Here is a 19,279-nt window from a genome sequence, read left to right on the forward strand (position 1 = left end):
CGGTTGTGTCCTACAGGTGTCCGTACGGGGGCCGAACGGACGCTCCGCGCAGTGACCGGAACGTTCCGCTCCTCGTTCCCACAGGTCCACCCCACCGTCGCAGGGAGATCGCCCGTGCCCGCACCAACGGCCACCGCCGCCCACACCTCCGCCCCCGCCTCCGTCCCCACCCCGGCACGCGGCCGGCGCCGCGCCCCGGGCCGGCCGTCGGCGGCGGAGCCCGCGGGGGGCGCGGGCGGTCCGGCCGCGGAGTCGGCGGGGGACGTCGTCCGCTGGGCGTCGTTCTGCTGCGTCCTCGTCCCGGTGGTCCTCGTCGTCTACGGCACCTCGCTGGGCGGGGCCGCGGGCACGGCCCTCGGACTCGTCGCGGTGACGGCGGTCTGCCGGGTGCTGCTGCGCCGCTCGGAGCGCGGACTGCGCGCCGAGGCGACGGGGCGTCCCGCCCGGCACTCGCACGGCGCCCGGAACCGGCGCCCCGGCTGACACCCGCCGCCGAGACCCGGCCCGACCTGACATACCCCTCGTGGAGCTGACAGGTTCGTACACCCACACCCGTAGGTTTTCAGCCAACTTCCACTCACGGGCGATTCCTTGACGGAATGGTCTCCCAACCCCGTTGCCACCAGGCATGAAAGCCCCGCGGCGGGCGCGCACACCCTACGGGGACGGGCCATGCACGCACGGCGCACTTCCCTGCGCGGCTCCCGAGTGGAACGCTTCGTGATCGAATGCTTCGCGCCAAGTTGCCTTGTCGACAATGTGCCGGATGGAGAACTTGTCACGCCGGCGCCACGGAACACAGTAGATTCGATCATGGGTATCGAAGACTGGGGTCTCGTGCAAAACCGAGGGGAAACGTGCAGGAGCGACAGGACCAGGGAGACGCGAACACCGAGGGGGGCTTAGCGTCATGAGCCAGGACTCCGCCGCGCCGGAGGCCGCACGGAAACTCTCCGGGCGCCGCCGTCGCGAAGTCGTCGCGGTGCTGCTGTTCAGCGGCGGCCCCATCTTCGAGAGCTCCATCCCGCTCTCCGTGTTCGGGATCGACCGGCAGGACGCCGGGGTGCCCCGCTACCGGCTGCTGGTGTGCGCCGGCGAAGAGGGCCCGCTGCGGACCACCGGGGGGCTCGAACTGACCGCGCCGTACGGCCTGGACGCGATCAGCCGGGCGGGCACGGTCGTCGTGCCGGCCTGGCGGTCGATCACCTCGCCGCCGCCGCCGGAGGCGCTCGACGCGCTCCGCCGGGCGCACGAGGAGGGGGCCAGGATCGTCGGGCTGTGCACCGGGGCGTTCGTGCTGGCCGCCGCCGGACTGCTGGACGGCCGGCCGGCGACCACGCACTGGATGTACGCACCGACGCTCGCCAAGCGCTACCCGTCGGTCCACGTGGACCCGCGGGAGCTCTTCGTCGACGACGGGGACGTACTGACCTCGGCCGGGACCGCGGCCGGAATCGACCTCTGCCTGCACATCGTGCGGACGGACCACGGCACGGAGGCCGCGGGCGCCCTGGCGCGCCGGCTGGTCGTCCCGCCGCGGCGCAGCGGCGGCCAGGAGCGCTATCTCGACAGGTCTTTACCTGAGGAGATCGGCGCCGACCCGCTCGCGGAGGTCGTCGCCTGGGCGCTGGAGCACCTCCACGAGCAGTTCGACGTGGAGACGCTCGCCGCCCGTGCGTACATGTCACGGCGCACGTTCGACCGCCGGTTCCGCTCGCTGACGGGCTCCGCCCCGCTCCAGTGGCTGATCACCCAGCGGGTGCTGCAGGCGCAGCGGCTGCTCGAGACCTCCGACTACTCGGTCGACGAGGTCGCGGGGCGCTGCGGCTTCCGCTCCCCGGTGGCGCTGCGCGGCCACTTCCGGCGCCAGCTCGGCTCCTCGCCGGCGGCCTACCGGGCGGCCTACCGGGCCCGGCGCCCGCAGGCCGAGACGGCGACGACGGTGCTCGACCCGGTCGTGCCCTCGCAGCTGTCGCCGGGCGTACGGCGCCCCGGCGGCCCGCTGGAGCAGGGCAAGCCGCAGACCGACATGTACGCGTCCGGCCGGGCGGCCCTGCCGGGCCAGCGGAGCGCCCAGTAGAACCGCTCGCCACGAGCCGCGCACCGAACGACGGGCGCCCGGGAACACCATCCCGGGCGCCCGTCGGCGTGCGAGGCGCCGCCACGACGCGGGTCCGCCGCCCGACCGACCCCATAAGGTAGGACGCATGAACGATCGCATGGTGTGGATCGACTGCGAGATGACCGGGCTCTCGCTGACGGACGACGCACTCATCGAGGTGGCCGCACTGGTCACCGACTCGGAACTGAACGTGCTCGGCGACGGGGTGGACATCGTGATCCGCCCGCCGGACGCGGCGCTGGAGACCATGCCTGAGATCGTGCGCCGGATGCACACGTCCTCCGGCCTCCTCGACGCCCTGCCCGGCGGCACCACGCTCGCCGACGCCGAGGCCCAGGTCCTCGCCTATGTGCGCGAGCACGTCAAGGAGCCGCTCAAGGCGCCCCTGTGCGGGAACTCGGTCTCCACCGACCGCGGCTTCCTCGCCCGGGACATGCCCGCACTGGAGAGCCACCTGCACTACCGGATCGTCGATGTCTCCTCGGTCAAGGAGCTGGCCCGCCGCTGGTACCCGAGGGCGTACTTCAACAGTCCGGAGAAGAGCGGCAACCACCGTGCGCTCGCCGACATCCGGGAGTCCATCGCCGAGCTGCGCTACTACCGCGAGGCGATCTTCGTCCCGCAGCCCGGACCGGACTCGGACACCGCGAAGCGGATCGCCGCGCGTCACGTCCTGCCCGCGGAATGAGCCCGCGCTCGCGCCCGCGGTGAATGCGGGCGCGAGCACCCCCTCGGACCCTGTAGACTTCTTCTCGGCCGGTCGGGGAAACCTTCGGGAAAACCGCCGGTCATGGTGGGTGTAGCTCAGCTGGTAGAGCACCTGGTTGTGGTCCAGGATGCCGCGGGTTCGAGTCCCGTCACTCACCCTTGAGGGTCAAGGCCCCGGTTCTTCGGAACCGGGGCCTTGTCGCATGGTCGGCAACGGATCCCGGCCGGGCGGCGACTGTGAGGTACGCAACGTCTCTCTTCCCCGCAGGAGGATTCGTGCAGCACCCGCAGCCACCTCGCCCCACGCGTCGCCCCACCCGTCGTACCGCACGGCGCAGAGCGGCGGCCGCCCTGGCGGCCGGTGTCCTCGCCGGCGTCGGGCTCACCGTCACCACCACCACCGGCACGGCGTCCGCCGCCGTCGCGCGGCAGGCCGAGCGGCTCGACCGGGGCGTGGTCAGCGTCCACACCGGGACCGGCAATCTGGTGAGCTGGCGCTGGCTGGGCACCGACCCGGACACCGTCGCCTTCAACGTGTACCGGGCCGGTACGAAGGTGAACGCCACCCCCGTCACCGCGTCCACCAACTACTTCCACGCCGGCGCGCCCAACCACGCCGACTACACCGTCCGCGCGGTCGTCGGCGGTGTCGAGCAGGCGGACTCCGTCCACGCGGTGCAGTTCCGCACCGGGTACAAGGACGTCCCGATCACTCCCCCGGCCGGCGGCACGACACCCGACGGGGTGGCGTACACCTACGAGGCCAACGACGCCTCCGTCGGCGACCTCGACGGCGACGGCGCGCTGGACTTCGTCCTGAAGTGGCAGCCGACCAACGCCAAGGACAACTCGCAGTCCGGCTACACCGGCAACACGATCGTCGACGGGATCAGGCTCGACGGCACCCGCCTGTGGCGGATCGACCTCGGTCGCAACATCCGCTCCGGCGCGCACTACACGCAGTTCCAGGTGTACGACTACGACGGCGACGGCAGAGCCGAGGTGGCGATGAAGACCGCCGACGGGACCGTGGACGGGCGCGGCACGGTGATCGGCAGCGCGTCCGCCGACCACCGCAACAGCGGCGGGTACGTGCTGGCCGGGCCCGAGTACCTGACCATGTTCAACGGGCTCACCGGAGCCGCGATGGGCACCACCGACTACGTACCGGCCCGCGGCACCGTCTCGTCCTGGGGCGACAGCTACGGCAACCGGGTCGACCGGTTCCTCGCCGGAACCGCTTACCTGGACGGCGCCCGGCCCTCGCTCGTCATGGCGCGCGGCTACTACACGCGGTCCGTGATCGCGGCCTGGGACTGGCGCGACGGCCGGTTCACGCGGCGCTGGACCTTCGACAGCAGCTCCTCCACCAACGCCGGCAAGGGATTCGACGGGCAGGGCTCGCACAGTCTGTCCGTCGGTGATGTGGACGGCGACGGCAAGGACGAGATCGTGTACGGGTCGATGGCCGTCGACGACAACGGCAACGGCCTGTGGACGACGAGGACCGGCCACGGCGACGCCCAGCACCTCGGGGACCTCGACCCGTCGACGGCGGGCCTGGAGTACTTCAAGGTGTCCGAGTCGGCCTCCCAGCCCGCCGAGCTGTACGTCGACCCGGCGAACGGGGCCGTCCGCTGGCGGCTCGCGGCCTGCTGCGACAACGGGCGCGGGCTCGCCGGGGACATCTGGGCGGGGAACGACGGCGCCGAGGTGTGGTCCTCCTCCGACACGTCGATACGGGACGAGGCCGGAGCCGCCAAGGGACGTGAGCCGTCGTCCGCCAACTTCCTGAACTGGTGGGACGGCGACACCACCCGCGAACTCCTCGACGGCACCAGGATCGACAAGTACGGCACGGGGGGCGAGACCCGGCTGCTCACCGGCGCCTCGGTCGCCTCCAACAACGGTACGAAGGCGACTCCGGCGCTCTCCGGTGACATCCTCGGCGACTGGCGCGAGGAGGTCGTGTGGCGTACGGCGGACAACCGGGCGCTGCGGATCTACTCCACCCCGCACGAGACCGGGACGAGGATCACGACCCTGCTGCACGACACGATGTACCGCACGGGGCTGGCCTGGCAGAACACCGCCTACAACCAGCCCCCGCACCCGAGCTTCTACCTGGGCGGCGGCATGCGGACCGCCCCGCGTCCGCTGATCACGACCCCGTAGCGCAGGAGAGGCCGGTCGGGGGCGGATTCGTCCCCGACCAGGTGCCGTTGAGTCCGAAGCTCACCGAACCGCCCGGCGGCACCGAGGCGTTGTAGGAGAGGCTCGCCGCCGTGACCCGGGCCGCTGTCTGGGTCACGGTGGCGTTCCAGGCCTGGGTGACCCGCTGCCCGGACCCGTAACCCCACTCGGTCCGCCAGCCGTCGAGCGCCGTCGTGCCGGTGTTGCGGACGGTGACCTGGGCGGTGAAGCCCGTGTTCCACTGGCTCTGCACCGTGTACGTCACGGCGCACGCGGTCCCCGTCGGCGGCGGGTTCCCGACCGGCGTCAGCGCCTCGGCGATCCCGTCGTACGCCGGTTTCCGGGCGAGGTTCTCGTCGTACGGGGTCGCCGCGCCCTCGCCGGGGAAGAAGTCCGGGATCCAGGAGTCGGCGTCGGTGAAGCCCCAGACCGTGACGCCCGCGCAGCGGGTGACAGCGAGGCAGGCGCGGAGCACAGAGGCGTAGTCGGCCTTCTGCCGGTCCAGTTTCGCCTCGGTCGCGGGCAGTTGCATGCGGATGTCGAGCTCGGTGATCGCGACGTCCACGCCGAGGTCCGCGAAGCGGCGGAGGTTCGGCTCCAGGGTGACCGGGACCTGCCCGAGGACGAGGTGGGCCTGGAAGCCGACGCCGTCGATCGGCACGCCCTGCGCGAGGAGCCGCTCGACCAGGGCGTACATGCCGTCGCTCTTCGCGCCGATGCCGTCGGTGGAGTAGTCGTTGAGGTACAGCTTCGCCGCCGGGTCGGCGGCCCGGGCGGCGCGGAAGGCATCGGCGATGTAGGACTCGCCGAGTGCCTTGGCCCACAGCGACTGCCGCAGCGTTCCGTCGTCGTTCAGCGGCTCGTTGACGACGTCCCAGTGGTCGATCCGGCCCTTGTACCGGCCGGCCTCGACCGCGATGTGGTCGGTCATGATCCGGCGCAGTTCGTCGGCGGTGAAGCTGCCGCCGGTCAGCCAGGACGGGAGCTGGCTGTGCCAGACCAGGGTGTGGCCGCGCACCTCCTGGCCGTTCGCCTCGGCGAAGGCGACGACCCGGTCCGCGCCGGACCAGTCGTAGGTGCCCCTGGTGGGTTCCACCGAGGACCACTTCATCTCGTTGCCGGGGGTGACCGATCCGAATTCGGCCCCGGCGATCTGTGCGTACCCGCCGGTGAGTCGGGAGGCGGTGACCGCCGTGCCGAGGTAGACGCCCCGGGCCGCTGCCAGGTCCCGGAGCGGGGCGTCGGCGGCGGAGGCGGGCGTCGCGGTCAGGGCGGCGGCGAGCAGGGCGACGGATGCGCTCAGACGACGGAACACGGGGCACCTCCCAGGGTGAAGGACGTCGGTACGCCGTTCACGCCCGACGCGTTGCCGGTGAAGCCGAAGGAGACCGAGGCACCGGCGCCGACGGCCGCGTTCCAGTTGACGTTCTGCGCGGTGGCGGTCGCGCCGCTCCCGCCGGGCACGGCGTTCCACATCTGGGTGACCGTCTGCCCGTCCGGGAACGTCCAGCCCAGCTTCCAGCCGTTCCAGGCCGCCCCGCCGGTGTTCTTCAGCGTCACATCCGCCTGGAAGCCGCCCTGCCACTGGTGGGTGACCTTGTACATGACCGCGCAGCCCGTCCCCCCGGTGGGCGGCGGCTGTTCGACCGAGGAGGTGTCGCCGTACACGATGCCCCGGCCGTTGGTGGAGACGTACACCCGCCCGTAGACCCGTGGATCGCCGGTGATCGCCGCTCCCGTCCAACCCCACTGGTGGGCGTCGTCGTTGATGCGGACCCAGCTCGCGCCCGCGTCCGTGGAGCGGAAGATGCCGCGTACGCCGCCGATCTTCGCGCTGGTGTAGAGGGCGGGGTAGGTGGCGCCGGGCGCCGCCTTGCCGAAGCCGATGGTGTCGGCCTGCTCGACCCCGCCGGCCTTGGTGAAGGTCGCGCCGCCGTCCGTGGAGTGCCACAGGCCGTAGGCCGCGTCGGTCGCACCGCCCGCGAGCCAGATGTCGCCGGCCCGGCCCGGGACCGCCTTGAAGCGGGCGTTCCCCTTCGCCGGGAGGCCGGTGGCCTTCGCGGTGAACGACACGCCGCCGTCGGTGCTGACGTAGAAGGTGCCGGAGTGGAAGCCGTAGAACGTCTTCGGCCGCACCCGGTCGGACTCGACGACCGCCCCCGCCGGAATGCCGCTGGACGCCGTCCACGCGCTCCCGGCCCCCGTTCCCGTGTGCACGCCCGTACCGTCCGGGCTCCACACGAAGCGGCTGCCGTCGGCGGCCGCCGCGACCGTACCGCCGCCGGTGACGCCCGACGGCTCCTGCCCGGCGGACCAGGTGGCGCCGTTGTCGGTGGAGAAGGCGATCCGCGGGCCGCCGTCGAGGTTCCCGGCCCGCACCACCCTGTTCGGGTCGGTCTCGGCGTGGTCGAGGCTGGTGGTACTGGTGAAGTTCGGGCCGGTGAACATCATCGAGGGGACCTTGGTGAGGTCGGTGTGGCGGAAGCCGCCGATGTCGCCGAGCGCGCTGAGCAGCGGCGCCCCGGAGGCCGGGGAGGCGAGGTCGTTGACGGCGGTCTCCTCCAGGCCCTGGACCATCGGCCTGATGGTGAAGGTGCCGCCGCTGTCCCACCGGCCGAGGTCCTCGGTGCCGTAGAGCGTGGCGCCCGTCCCGTACATCATCCGGTTCGAGTCGAACGGGTCGATCTCCAGGGCCTCGGTCATCCACCCCAGCTTCGGGCTCTGTTCGGGGGGTGCCGGGTTCGCGCCCCAGGCCAGCCAGGGCACGGAGGAGACGTCCATGGTGTAGCGGTTGGCGCGGGCCGGGTACGAGGTGTAGTCCCACGCCTTGGTCCAGCTCGCGCCGCTGTCCGTGGAGCGGAAGATCTGGGTGTCGGGCCACCAGGCGCTGTAGCCGGAGACCATGACCGTGCCGGGTTTCTTCCGGTCGACGGTCAGCCCGCTGAAGCCGTAGAAGGTGTCGGCCTCGGCGACCGGGCTGATGTCCTTCCACTCGCCGGTGGCCGTCGCGTACCGCCAGACCCGGCCCTTCCCGCCGTCGTAGGGGCCGCCCGTGTCGCTGTACGCGAGGTAGAGGTGGCCGTTGACCGTGTCGAGCACGCCCTTGTGGGCGAGGTACCCGGTGGGCTGACCGGGCAGCCGGGTCCAGGTGGCGCCCGCGTCCGTGGAGCGGTAGACGGCGTTCTCCTTGTCGGCCACACCGACGTAGATCGTCCGGGTCGCCGCGCCGGCCGTGCCCGTGGACTCGTCGAAGGTGACCCAGACGATGCCCTGGTTGTCGGAGTTGTAGCCACTGGTGTCGGTCGGATCCGCCTGATAATTCCCGGGGTTGGGGAAGGCGGTGACCTGTGACCAGGTGGCGCCGGAGTCGGTGGAGCGCCACAGGCCCTTGCCGCTGGGCGCGCCCAGGTAGAGCACGCTGTTCTTGTGCGGGTCGATCGCGAGCCGCTCCCCCATGCCCCGGCCGGGCATGTTGCCGCCGAGCTTGAACGGCAGGTCGGTCCGCTGCCAGCTCTCGCCCCGGTCGGCGGAGCGGAGCACGGCGCCGTTGCCCGGATCCCAGTCGTTCGTGTACGTACCGACGGCGGCGTACACCCGGTCCGGGTCGACGGAGTCGGAGGCGAGGCCGATGACTCCGGTGTGGCCCCAGTGGTCCCAGTCGACCGCGTCGAGCAGCGGGGTCCAGGTCTTCGTGGACTGCTCCCAGCGGTAGGCGCCGCCGATGTCGGTACGGGCGTAGGCCAGGTTCTTCTCGGTCCGGTTGAACACGATGCCGGGGACGAAGCCGCCGCCGTCGATCCGGACGTTCTTCCAGCTGTACGTGTCGGCGGCCGGGGCCTCGACCGATGCGGCCGCCACCGCGGTGGTCGGTGGCGCCGCGCCCGTGAGCAGGCCGGCGGCCAGGGCGAGCCCCGCCGCCAGATATCGGCCTGTTCGATGTCGTCCTGTGCGCATGGAGATCCCCTCGGAGCAGGTATGGGAGCGCTCCCACTATTGGACCGCTGTCAGAACACGGTCAAGATGCGTGCCCCGTCGAAGACGTTCGACGCGGGCGCGGGGAGGCGGGGAAGGCCTCGGGGATCCCATGGAGAAGCGCGCCCCGGTCGGCGGTGGGGTGGAACCGGCCGGGGCGCGCGTGTGGGGGAGGGTGAGGGCTCCGGGGAACCGCTCCTGAGGGGTGGCTACTTGTAGGCGGAGAACGCCTTGGTGAAGGCCAGCGGCTGCTGGAGGATCGAGGAGCAGGTGGGGTCCGCGTGGTTCACCGCGCCGCCCGCGCACTGCTTGTCGCGGGTGGCGGACCACATCGAGAGCCAGCCGATGCCCTTGGACTTGGCGAAGTCGACCAGCTGGGTGGCGTCGCCGACCGTGAAGATCTCGGACGTCACGTCATTGACGCCGATCATCGGGGTGACGGCGACGGCCTTCCACGCGGCCGCGTCGGAGAGGCCGAGGACCCCCTTGATCTGGGCCTGGGTGGCGGTCGCCGCCTGGATCGCGTACTGGCCCATGTCACCGCTGTAGGCCGGTCCGTAGTCCATCGCCATGATGTTGACGGCGTCGACCCGGACACCGTTCCTCTCGGCGTCGGCGAGCAGGTCCACACCCGGCTGGGTCAGGCCCTCCGGCATGACCGGCAGGGTGAAGGAGACGTTCAGGCCGGGGTGGGACTTCTGCAGCTGCGCGATGGCCTGCGAGCGGCGGGTGTTGGCGGCCGTGTCCGGCAGGGCCGCGCCCTCGATGTCGAAGTCGACCTTGGTCAGCTCGTACCGGTCGATCACCTTGCCGTACGCGGCGGCGAGGGCGGAGGAGGTCGAGCAGTTCAGGGCGAGCTCGTGACCGGCGGCACCGCCGAAGGAGACCCGGACGTCGCCCCCCTTGGCGCGCAGGGCACCGATCTGGGACGCCACCTTGTCGTTCGCGAGGTCGGTGACGCCGCCCCACAGCGGGGCGCAGGCGCCGCCGGAGGTGATGAAGGCGAGGTTGAACTCCTTCACCCCCGTGGTGTCGGCGGTGGCGAGCATGTCGTAGGCCGGGTGGAGGGATGTGTCGATGTAGGGCGCGTACGTGGCGGCCGCGCCGGGGGTGCCCGGAGTGCCGGTGGCGGTCGCCGTGGGCGTGGGCGTCGGGGACGCGGTGGCGGTCTGGCTCGGAGCGGCCGTGGGGGTGGCGCCGGGCGTCGCCGAGGTGCTCGGGGAGGCGGTGGCGGTGGGCTGCTCGGTGGGACGGCCGCTGGGCGTGGGGGTGGCGCCGCCGACGGAGCAGGAGGCCTTGTCGATGAGGCAGTTGGCGGGGTCGTCGGCCTCGCCGGTCGCCGAGGTCACGAAGCCGACGGTGACGGACTGGCCGGGGGCTAGCTCCTTGTTCCAGCTCGCGGGCTTCACGGTGACGTGTTGCCCGGAGACGGTGTGTTCGCCGTTCCACAGGGAGCCGATCGTCGTCCCGGCGGGCAGGTCGAACTCCAGCGTCCAGCCCCCCGACCGGACGCTGGAGGTCTCGTTGGTGACGACGTACTGGCCGGTGTAGCCACCGGTCCAGGTGCTCGTCCTGGTGTACGCCGCGCCGACCGCCGCGGCCTGCGCGGTGCCGGTGAGCGCCAAGGCCGCGCCGCCGATCACCGCGGCGGCGACGACGGCGCCGACGGCCTTGGTGCTGCCGCTCGCCCTGCGCCGGTGCGAACTGGTGCCCATCGCGTGCCTGCCTCTGCGTGCCGGGGGTGGGGTGGGGTGCGGCAGCACGTTAGCGAGCGGGATCCGGACAAATGCCCCGAGTGGGCGAGGGTTGAGGATTCTTAGGCTCCGCTTAAGGAAGCCATCGGGAGGGCGAAAGGTTCGGCCCTCCGGCCGGGTTCCGGATCAGGCCCCGGCGCCCCGCCGGGCACCCACGCCGGTGCCCGCGCCGCCCCGCCTGCGGCGGCCCACCCGGTGGCCCCGCCGGCCTCCCGTACCGCCGGAGCGGCGCCCGTCGAGCCCGATCCAGATGCGGACCTCCGTACCGCCGAGCACCGAGTGGCCGATACGGACGTCACCGCCCGTGGACTCGGCCATCCGGCGCACGATGTCGAGGCCGAGACCGGTGGATCCGTCGCGGTGGCCGCTGTTGCCCCGGGTCAGCGCGGCGGCCGGGTCGGGGATGCCGGGGCCGGCGTCGGAGACCAGGACGATGACGGCGTCGTCGCCGTTGTGGACGTCGACGGAGAAGGCCGTCCCCTCGGGGGTGTGGCGGAAGACGTTGCCGAGCAGCGCGTCGAGGGCGGCGGCGAGTTCGGGCCGGGCGACCGGGATGCGCACCGGCCGCTCGATGCCCGCGACCCGTACCTTGCGGCCCTCGTCCTCGGCGAGCGCGGACCAGAAGTCCATCCGCTCCCGTACGACCTCGGAGGCGTCGCAGCCGGCACCCGGGCCGGTGGCGTGGGTCTGGGGCTTCGCCTCGCGTGCCGTACGGATGATCGTGTCGACCTCGCGCTCCAGCTGCTCGACGGCGGCGCGGGTCTGCTCGGCGGCCGGACCGGAGCCGAGCGAGGCAGCGTTGAGCCGGAGCACGGTCAGCGGCGTGCGCAGCCGGTGGGAGAGGTCGGCGGCCAGCTCGCGCTCGTTGGCGAGGAGCTGGACGACCTGGTCGGCCATGGAGTTGAAGGCGATCGCGGCCGACTTGAGCTCCGGCGGCCCCTCCTCGGGGACGCGCGCGCCGAGCCTGCCCTCGCCCAGGTCGTGGGCGGCGCCCGCGAGCCGCTGGGCGGGCCGGACCATCCGGACGCCGAGCCGGTCGGCGACGGCGACGGAGCCGACGATCAGGGCGATGCCGACACCGGAGAGGACCAGCCAGGCGGTGGCGACGCCGTTGGAGACCTCGCCCTCGGGGACGAAGAGTTCGACGACGGCGACCTGTCCGGAGCTCAGCGCGGTGGGCTGGAGCAGCACGGAGCCGCCGGTCACCTCGGCGATGGTGGCCCGGCCCAGTCGGCGGGTGGTCCGCAGGTCCTCCTCGCCGGCCCGGCGGGTGCCGATCTCCAGCGCCTTCCCGCCCGGCTCGTCGGCGGCCGGGACATGGACGGCCATCCGCCCGGCGGCGCCGTCCTCGGTGGTGGCCACCGCCCGGTCGAGCTCCTCGCGGTCGGTGGTGATCGCCAGCACGGGCGCGAGCCCGGCGGCGCGCCGTTCGGCGTTGGAGAAGGCGCGGTCGCGCGCCATCTCCTTGACGACGAGGCCGAGCGGGACGGCGAAGGCGACGACGACCATGGCGGTGACGGCCAGCGACACCTTGACGAGCGCCCATCTCACCGCTGTGTCTCCTGGGGCTCCCGCGGCGGTTCGAGCTTCACGCCCACCCCGCGCAGGGTGTGCAGATAGCGGGGCCGGGCGGCCGTTTCGCCCAACTTGCGCCGCAGCCACGACAAATGGACGTCGATGGTCTGGTCGTCGCCGTAGGACTGCTGCCACACCTCGGCTAGCAGCTCCTTGCGCGGCACGACCACCCCCGGCCGGCCGGCGAGGAAGGCCAGCAGGTCGAACTCCCGGCGGGTCAGGTCGAGCCCGGCACCGTCGAGCTCCGCCTGCCGCCGCAGCGGGTCGATCGAGAGACCGCCCACCCGGATGACCCGCGACGGCGGCGCCTCTCCCGCGGCGGCCCGCGACCGCCGCAGCACGGCGGCCATCCGCGCCGACAGGTGCTCCACGGAGAAGGGCTTGGTCAGATAGTCGTCCGCCCCGTCGTTGAGGAGCCGGACGATCTCGCTCTCGTCGTCCCGCGCGGTCGCGATGATCACCGGTACGTCGGTGATGCCGCGCAGCATCTTCAGCGCCTCGGACCCGTCCAGATCGGGCAGTCCGAGGTCCAGGACGACCACGTCGAAACGGAAATGGGCGACCTCGCGCAGCGCCTCCAGGGCCGTGCCGACGCTCCGTACGGTGTGGGAGGCCTCGGTCAGATGCCGGATGAGGGCCGAGCGTACGAACTGGTCGTCCTCGACCACGAGCACACTTGCCATGGCCCGCACCGTACGCCATACGGGGGACGGCGAGGGAAGGTCCACCCTCCGCTTCGACGGTGCGCACGGTGGTGCACTATGGCCCGGATGCGAAGAGGACTTGTTCACGCCATGGCGTGGTCGCTCGCCACCGGCGCGGCGGTCACGCTCTCGTGGTGGGGTGTGCACACGGTGCTGGCCGGTACGGTCTACGACCCGCCGCGCGCGCTCCCCATTCCGGCCGGCAGCGGCGAAGGAACGGCCGCCACGAGCGGCGGCCCGTCGGCGTCCCCCACCGGGCGCCCGGCCGGCTCCCCCACCTCCTCACCGACGCCCTCCCCGGCGAGGACGGCCGGCGCCCCCACGACGTCCCCGTCCTCGCCCCCGTCGCACAGGCCCACCGCCACGAAGCGGCCGGACGGCGACGCCACCGCCGGGAGCACGGTCAAGAGCTACCCGGTCGACGGCGGCCGGGTGGTCTTCGACCTGGGCGAGACCTCCGCCGAACTGGTCTCGGCGACCCCCGCGTCCGGCTGGCAGATGCAGGTGTGGAAGCAGCCGACCTGGATCCGGGTCACGTTCACCAGGGACGGCCGCGAACTGTCGGTCTTCTGCGTGTGGCACGACACCGCACCACGGGTGGAGATCGAGGACCGCAGGACCTGAGACAGGCCCCGGACAGGTTCTAGCGGAAGACGGACGCCGGCGGTACGGGTGAGGGCCTGGCGCTCGCGTCGGTGACCGGGACCGCTCCCCCGGTGAAGTCGGCGAGCGCCCTGCCGTGCTCCACCCGCCCGGCGTGCGGGTCCGTCGCCACCCGGCGGGTCAGCTCGGCGACCGGCAGTTCGCGGTCGGAGGCGAGCAGCACGGCGTTGCCGAAGCGGCGGCCGCGCAGCACGGCCGGGTCGGCGGTCAGCGCCAGCTCGGGAAAGACGGTCGCGGCGGTCGCGATCTGGCCGCGCAGGTGCGTCAGGGGCGGGCCGTCGGCGAGGTTGGCGGCGTAGAAACCGCCGGGCTTCAGCACCCGGCGGACCTCGGTGAGGAACTCCGTGCTGGTCAGGTGCGCGGGCGTGCGGGCGCCGCTGAACACATCGGCGATGACCAGGTCCGCCCAGCCGTCCTGCACCTTGGCGAGTCCGGCCCGGGCGTCGGTGGAGCGGACGCGGATCCGGGCACCGGAGTCCAGCGGGAGTTCCCTGCGGACGAGCTGCACCAGCGGGCCGTCGAGCTCCACGATCTGCTGGGTGGAGCGGGGCCGGGTGGCGGCGATGTAGCGGGCGAGCGTGAAGGCTCCGCCGCCGAGGTGGACGGCCTGGAGTGGCCGGTTCGGCGGGGCGGCGAGGTCGGCGATGTGGCCGAGGCGCCGCTGGTACTCGAAGGAGAGATGGGCCGGGTCGTCGAGATCGACGTGCGACTGCGGGGCGCCGTCGATCAGCAGCGTCCAGCCGCGCGGGCGCTCCCGGTCGGGTATGAGCTCCGCGAGCCCGCCGTCGACGGTCTCGACGACGGCGGCGGCGGCTGCCGCCCGTTCACGCTGTTTGTTCCTGGCCACGAGCCCCATTATCGGCGCTCGCGCCGACACCCCGCCCGACGAGCTCGGGACGCGGCGGTCAGCGGCAGCCGTCGGCCGCCTCGATCAGGCGGGCCGCCTGGCCCAGGGCCTCCCGGAGCACCGCCGGGTCGGTGACCTCGCCGGTGTCGCCGGGCGGCAGCAGCCAGCCCGCGGGGCGGGGCGCGTCACCGGCGGGCTCGGGAAGCTCCGGCAGCTCGGGGATGCGCAGCCCCCGCCCCGAGGTCTGGGTACAGGCGCTGCCCGGCATGTCCCAGCCCGCGGCCGTGCCGGGCGGGACCAGGAAGCCGAGGGTGTCGCAGGCTCCGTCGTGCAGCACCGGGCCGACCACGGGGGCGCCGCCTCGGCGCAGGATGTCCACGGCCTCCAGGCCCTGTCGGACCGGCACGGTCACCAGGTCGCAGGCTTCGCCGTGCGGGGCGCCGGCGTCCGGGGTGGGTGCATGGCGTTCGGTCGACTGCGATCCGATCTCCAACAAGGGGACCCTCCTCGCTCCTGAGAAGACACGTTCCGTCTCTCCGCATGGTTCAACGCCCGTGCGCGTCAACGGCTACGGCGGCACGCCGCCGCAAAGGATGGCAGTTCATGGCAGATCACGCGTGAGATATCCGATTTGTAGCCAAACTCTGCGTACGCGTCCGGTGACAGCAGGTACGTTCTTGCCGCCGGAACACCGGCAGCACAGGAGAGGGCTCGGCCATGGCGATGTCACGGGCAGTTCCCAATCTCGCCTTCCGCCGGCTCCGCGGGCAGCTTTCGCCGGCGGAGTTCGCCGCCGCGGTCCGCCGGGCGGCGCGGGAGATCGGCGAGCAGGTGGCCTGCGACGCCCGCTACATCGGACGCGTGGAGGCGGGCGAGATCCGCTGCCCCAACTACGCCTACGAACGGGTGTTCCTGCACATGTTCCCCGGTCTCGGCCTGGCGGACCTGGGCTTCTCGGCACGGGAGGCGGTACGCGGCCGACGGCCCGCCGCCACGGCCGGGGCCCCGCCCCCCACCGCCATCACGACCCGGAACGATGAGGAGAGCGACGTGCTGCGTCGCGCATTCATGACGAGCGGCACCGCCACCGTGGCGGCCGCCTCGCTGGGACTCGGCGGCACCGCCGCCGCGATCCCCGCCCCTCGGGGGACCCACAGGATCGGCGAGCCCGAGGTGAGGGCCGTCGAGGAAGCCGTACGGCAGATCCGGTTGCTCGACGACCGGCACGGCGCCGACGGGCTCTACAAGGCAGCCGCTCAGCCGCTGCGGGCGGCGTACGCCCTGCTCGACGCGGGCGTCGCGACCCGCCGCTCCACCGAGGACCGGCTGCACGCGGGCGCCGGCGAACTGGCCATCTCCGTCGGCTGGCTGGCCCACGACTCGGGCCGCCTCGACGACGCCCGCTCGCACTACGCGGAAGCCCTCGCCACCGCGCGCGTGGCCGGCGATCCGGCCCTGGAGGCGCACGCCTTCTGCAACACCTCGTTCCTGGCCAGGGACGACGGCCGGTACCGGGAGGCGGTCCGGGCGGCCCAGGCGGGGCTGCGGGCGGCGCAGCCGCTCTCCTCGGCCCGGCTGCTCTCGCTGCTCTCCCTGCGGGAGGCGGGGGCCTGGGCCGGACTCGGCGACCGGACCGCCTGCGAGCAGGCCCTCGGCCGCGCGCACACCCACTTCGCCCGGGGCAGCGGCGACAGCGATCCGGAGTGGATGACCTTCTTCGGGGAGCCGGAGCTGGAGGCCCTGGAGGCCCAGTGCTGGTCGCTGCTGGGCGAGTGGGGTCGCGCCGCCCGCCACGCGCACCGCGCGACGGTCCTGCAGAACCCGCACTTCGCCCGCAACCTCGCCCTCTACCGCGCCCAACTGGCCGGCGACCTGGCCCACGCCGGCCGCCGGGACGAGGCCGCGGTGGAGGCGCGCAAGGTGGTGGACTCGCTGGGCGAGGTCCAGTCGAGCCGCATCCGCCGCATGCTGGCCGAGACCCGACGGGTCCTCGCCACCTCCTGAGCCGGATGGCGCGCCCTCTCCGTCGGGGGGCGGCGCGCGACCGGCCGTGGCCCTACTCCAGGTGCCCCGTGTCGTTCCAGCGCTCCAGTGCCGGCGCGCCGTACGCCCAGCCCAGGACGGAGAGGCTCGTCGGGTCGAGGCGGATCCGCGCGCCGAAGCCCAGGTCCTCGCCCAGCCAGCGTGCCGCGATCGACCGCAGGATGTGGCCGTGCGCGAAGACCAGCACGTCCCGCTCGGCCGACCGCGCCCACTCCACGACCTCGTCGGCCCGCGCGGAGACCTGGGCGAGGCTCTCGCCCTCCGGGACGGCGTCGCGCCACAGCAGCCAGCCGGGCCGCAGCTCCTGGATCTGGGCCGGGGTCAGTCCTTCGTACGCCCCGTAGTCCCACTCCATGAGCGTGTCCCACTCGCGCGCCCGCTCGCCGAATCCGGCGATGTCGCAGGTCTCACGCGCGCGTGCCAGCGGGCTGGTGCGGATCTCCAGATCGGGCAGGCCGTTCCACGGCGCCCGGTGCAGCCGCTCACCGAGCAGCTTGGCGCCGCGCCGGCCCTCGTCGAGCAGCGGGATGTCGGTCCTGCCGGTGTGACGGCCGAGCAGCGACCATTCGGTCTGACCGTGCCGGGCGAGCAGGATGCGCGGTGCCATGAAGGCTCTCCAGGTTCAGCGAGGCTGTGTATCGGGGTGCCCTCTCATCATCGCCCACATGAATTCACGGCCACGCGCGGGCAACCCCCTCACCCCGTCCGGCGTCCCCCAGGAAGAAGCCGAGGGGGAACACACGTATGAGGGAGAGTGCCGCCCGCGCGGGGCGGAGGCCGCGTTGGTGGGTCGAGCTGCTGCTGATCGGCGTGGTCTACGGCGCCTACTCGTGCGGCCGGCTGCTCGCCCGGGGCGACGTGGGGACCGCCGTCGAGCACGGGCTTGCGATCCTCCGCCTGGAGACGTCCCTGGGTCTGGACGCCGAGCACCAGCTCAACCGGCTCTTCACCGGCACTCCCGCCCTCGGGATACCCGCCGACTTCGCGTACGCGTCCCTGCACTACCTCGTCACTCCGGCCGTCCTGATCTGGCTCTTCCGTCGCCGCCCCGGCCGCTACCGGGCCGCCCGCACGTGGTTGATGGTCTCCACCCTGCTCGGCCTGGTCGGCTTCACCCTGCTGCCCACCTGCCCGCCCCGGCTCCTGGACGCCCGGCACGGCTTCGTCGACACGATGGCGCAGTTCAGCTCGTACGGCTGGTGGGGCGCGGAGGCCAGCGCGCCGCGCGGGATGGGGGCGATGACGAACCAGTACGCGGCGATGCCGAGCCTCCACGTCGGCTGGGCGCTGTGGTGCGGGGTGATGCTGTGGCGGTACGGGCGTACGCCGCTGCTGAAGGCGCTGGGTGTCGCCTATCCCCTCCTCACCACGGTGGTCGTCATGGGCACGGCGAACCACTACTTCCTCGACGCGGTCGCGGGGGCGGCCGTGATGGGCCTCGGGCTGTGGCTTGCGGGGCCCGTGATGCGGCTCGCCGACCGGTTGCGTCTCCCCGTCGTGGGGAACCGGGCGCCGATTGTCGGTGGCGGATGGGAGACTTCCGCGGGTGAGCGAATCCCTGGGCAGCGGAGCTCCTCGGCCTCCGCAGACGACACTCCGGCACCGGCTCGCTGAGCTGCGCGGACCGGCCGTCGTGCCGCATCCGCTGGATGCGCGGGCACTGGCGGCTCTGGCCGCCAACCCCGGCTGCCGGCGGCGTGCGCTGCTCGACGGCGCCGGCGTCGACAAGACCGCGCTGGCCGCGAAGCTCGGCGCCTCGGCGGCCTTCGGCCAGTCCCAGTTCGCGTTCATGCGGGGCAACGCCTTCGAGGCCAAGGTCAAGGCGGACGGTGGGCGTGAGCTGCTGCGCCTGCTGGGTATCGACGAGCCGGGGACGGTGTGGGTCCCGGAGCTCACGGCGGCCGGGCCCGAGGGCCGGGTGGCCCGCACCGCGCTCGCGCTGCGCGAGGCGACCGAGGCCGGGAGGTGGGCGCTGCTCGACCACCCCATGTTGAGCCTGGAGGTGGCGGGGTCCCCCGCGCATCTGGAGCCGGACGCCGTCGTGGTGCACCCCGACGGGAGGTGGACGGTCGTCGAGATCAAGTCCTTCCCGATGATCGACGGCGCGGCGGACGCCTCGAAGGTGGGTGCGGCGGCGCGCCAGGCGGCGGTGTACGTGCTGGCCCTGGAGCGGGTCGCGAAGCTGACGCGGGGCGCGGAGGTGGCCCACTCGGTGCTCCTGGTCTGCCCGAAGGACTTCTCCAATCTGCCGACGGCCTCGGTCGTCGACGTCCGCAAACAGCTGTCGGTGACACGTCGGCAGCTGGCCCGGCTGACCCGGATCGAGGAGATCGCCGCCGCGCTGCCGGACGGTGTCACGTTCGATGTGGAGGGGTGTTCGGCGCAGGAGCTGACGGCGGCGGTGGAGTCGGTTCCGCACGCGTACGCGCCGGAGTGCCTGTCCGCCTGCGAGCTGGCCTTCCACTGCCGGGAGCGGGCGCGCAGCGCGGGCGCCGTGGAGGCGCTCGGCCGCTCGGTGCGGGGTGAGCTGGGCGGGCTGACCACGGTGGGGGACGTGCTGGCGGCGGCCCGTGGAGAGGCGGGCGACGCGGACGATCCGACGGTGGAGGCCCTGCGCCGGGCCCAGGGGCTGCGCGGCGAGGCGCTGGCGGACGCACCCGCCCGGGCTTCCGGGGAGGTCGTCGCATGACGCCGCCGA

16 protein-coding genes and 1 tRNA gene are annotated in these 19,279 nt (G+C 73.0%); 9 read left to right on the forward strand and 8 right to left on the reverse strand.

Translation table 11 applies throughout. From position 1 onward, the window contains the following. Positions 1–114: 114 nt before the first annotated feature. From J7E93_RS37065 to J7E93_RS14180, 5 genes are all read left to right on the forward strand, one after another. On the forward strand, positions 115–483 hold the full coding sequence (locus J7E93_RS37065) for a hypothetical protein (RefSeq protein WP_251066542.1): 369 nt from the start codon (positions 115–117) through the stop codon (positions 481–483). A 427-nt stretch (positions 484–910) separates the two neighbouring features. Beyond that, on the forward strand, positions 911–2,080 hold the full coding sequence (locus tag J7E93_RS14165) for a helix-turn-helix domain-containing protein (RefSeq protein WP_215069177.1): 1,170 nt from the start codon (positions 911–913) through the stop codon (positions 2,078–2,080). Between the two features lie 127 nt (positions 2,081–2,207). Further along, on the forward strand, positions 2,208–2,810 hold the full coding sequence (gene orn, locus J7E93_RS14170) for an oligoribonuclease (protein WP_215069179.1): 603 nt from the start codon (positions 2,208–2,210) through the stop codon (positions 2,808–2,810). 105 nt (positions 2,811–2,915) lie between these two features. Continuing rightward, a tRNA-His gene (locus J7E93_RS14175) sits at positions 2,916–2,988 on the forward strand. Positions 2,989–3,106: 118 nt separating this feature from the next. Continuing rightward, positions 3,107–5,005 carry a rhamnogalacturonan lyase gene (locus J7E93_RS14180; RefSeq protein ID WP_215069180.1) on the forward strand — a complete coding sequence of 633 codons (1,899 nt, stop codon included), beginning with the start codon at positions 3,107–3,109 and terminating at the stop codon, positions 5,003–5,005. On the opposite strand, the gene J7E93_RS14185 is transcribed toward J7E93_RS14180, so the two are convergent. The 5 genes from J7E93_RS14185 to J7E93_RS14205 all read right to left on the reverse strand — a co-directional run bounded on the left by J7E93_RS14185 (position 4,992) and on the right by J7E93_RS14205 (position 13,007). Continuing rightward, positions 4,992–6,338, reverse strand: a complete 1,347-nt coding sequence (locus J7E93_RS14185) for an endo-1,4-beta-xylanase (RefSeq protein WP_215069182.1) — start codon at positions 6,336–6,338, stop codon at positions 4,992–4,994. The genes J7E93_RS14180 and J7E93_RS14185 overlap by 14 nt on opposite strands. After that, a complete protein-coding gene (locus J7E93_RS14190) occupies positions 6,323–8,977 on the reverse strand; it encodes a cellulose binding domain-containing protein (RefSeq protein WP_215069184.1) in 2,655 nt (884 codons plus the stop codon). Before J7E93_RS14190 ends, J7E93_RS14185 begins: the two co-directional genes overlap by 16 nt. Before the next feature lie 227 nt (positions 8,978–9,204). Continuing rightward, positions 9,205–10,710 (reverse strand): cellulose binding domain-containing protein, encoded by a 1,506-nt coding sequence (locus J7E93_RS14195; protein WP_215069186.1) that lies wholly within the window; start codon positions 10,708–10,710, stop codon positions 9,205–9,207. Between the two features lie 165 nt (positions 10,711–10,875). Then, entirely contained in the window at positions 10,876–12,300 is a 1,425-nt protein-coding gene (locus J7E93_RS14200) for a HAMP domain-containing sensor histidine kinase (protein ID WP_215069188.1), read from the reverse strand. Further along, positions 12,297–13,007 (reverse strand): response regulator transcription factor, encoded by a 711-nt coding sequence (locus J7E93_RS14205; RefSeq protein ID WP_215069190.1) that lies wholly within the window; start codon positions 13,005–13,007, stop codon positions 12,297–12,299. The genes J7E93_RS14200 and J7E93_RS14205 overlap by 4 nt, the downstream gene beginning before the upstream one ends. A 78-nt stretch (positions 13,008–13,085) precedes the next feature. On the opposite strand from J7E93_RS14205, the gene J7E93_RS14210 reads away from it, so the two are divergent. Next, positions 13,086–13,652: a hypothetical protein gene (locus tag J7E93_RS14210; protein ID WP_215069192.1), complete on the forward strand. Its 567-nt coding sequence runs from the start codon at positions 13,086–13,088 to the stop codon at positions 13,650–13,652. A 19-nt stretch (positions 13,653–13,671) separates the two neighbouring features. On the opposite strand, the gene J7E93_RS14215 is transcribed toward J7E93_RS14210, so the two are convergent. After that, the gene (locus J7E93_RS14215) at positions 13,672–14,547 is read right to left on the reverse strand and encodes a spermidine synthase (RefSeq protein WP_215069194.1); all 876 of its coding nucleotides are present in this window, start codon (positions 14,545–14,547) and stop codon (positions 13,672–13,674) included. A 49-nt stretch (positions 14,548–14,596) separates the two neighbouring features. Beyond that, positions 14,597–15,034 (reverse strand): hypothetical protein, encoded by a 438-nt coding sequence (locus J7E93_RS14220; protein WP_215069195.1) that lies wholly within the window; start codon positions 15,032–15,034, stop codon positions 14,597–14,599. Positions 15,035–15,255: 221 nt separating this feature from the next. Here J7E93_RS14220 and J7E93_RS14225 point away from each other — a divergent pair, with 221 nt between their 5' ends. Next, positions 15,256–16,542 (forward strand): tetratricopeptide repeat protein, encoded by a 1,287-nt coding sequence (locus J7E93_RS14225; protein ID WP_215069197.1) that lies wholly within the window; start codon positions 15,256–15,258, stop codon positions 16,540–16,542. Between the two features lie 52 nt (positions 16,543–16,594). On the opposite strand, the gene J7E93_RS14230 is transcribed toward J7E93_RS14225, so the two are convergent. After that, a complete protein-coding gene (locus tag J7E93_RS14230) occupies positions 16,595–17,188 on the reverse strand; it encodes a histidine phosphatase family protein (protein ID WP_215069199.1) in 594 nt (197 codons plus the stop codon). 137 nt (positions 17,189–17,325) lie between these two features. Between J7E93_RS14230 and J7E93_RS14235 the strand changes: the two genes are divergently transcribed. Next, on the forward strand, positions 17,326–18,195 hold the full coding sequence (locus J7E93_RS14235) for a phosphatase PAP2 family protein (protein WP_215069201.1): 870 nt from the start codon (positions 17,326–17,328) through the stop codon (positions 18,193–18,195). Beyond that, entirely contained in the window at positions 18,128–19,270 is a 1,143-nt protein-coding gene (locus J7E93_RS14240; protein ID WP_215069203.1) for a hypothetical protein, read from the forward strand. Before J7E93_RS14235 ends, J7E93_RS14240 begins: the two co-directional genes overlap by 68 nt. Positions 19,271–19,279 lie beyond the last annotated feature (9 nt).

The sequence above is a fragment of the Streptomyces sp. ISL-36 genome (assembly GCF_018614205.1).
Lineage (GTDB): Bacteria > Actinomycetota > Actinomycetes > Streptomycetales > Streptomycetaceae > Streptomyces.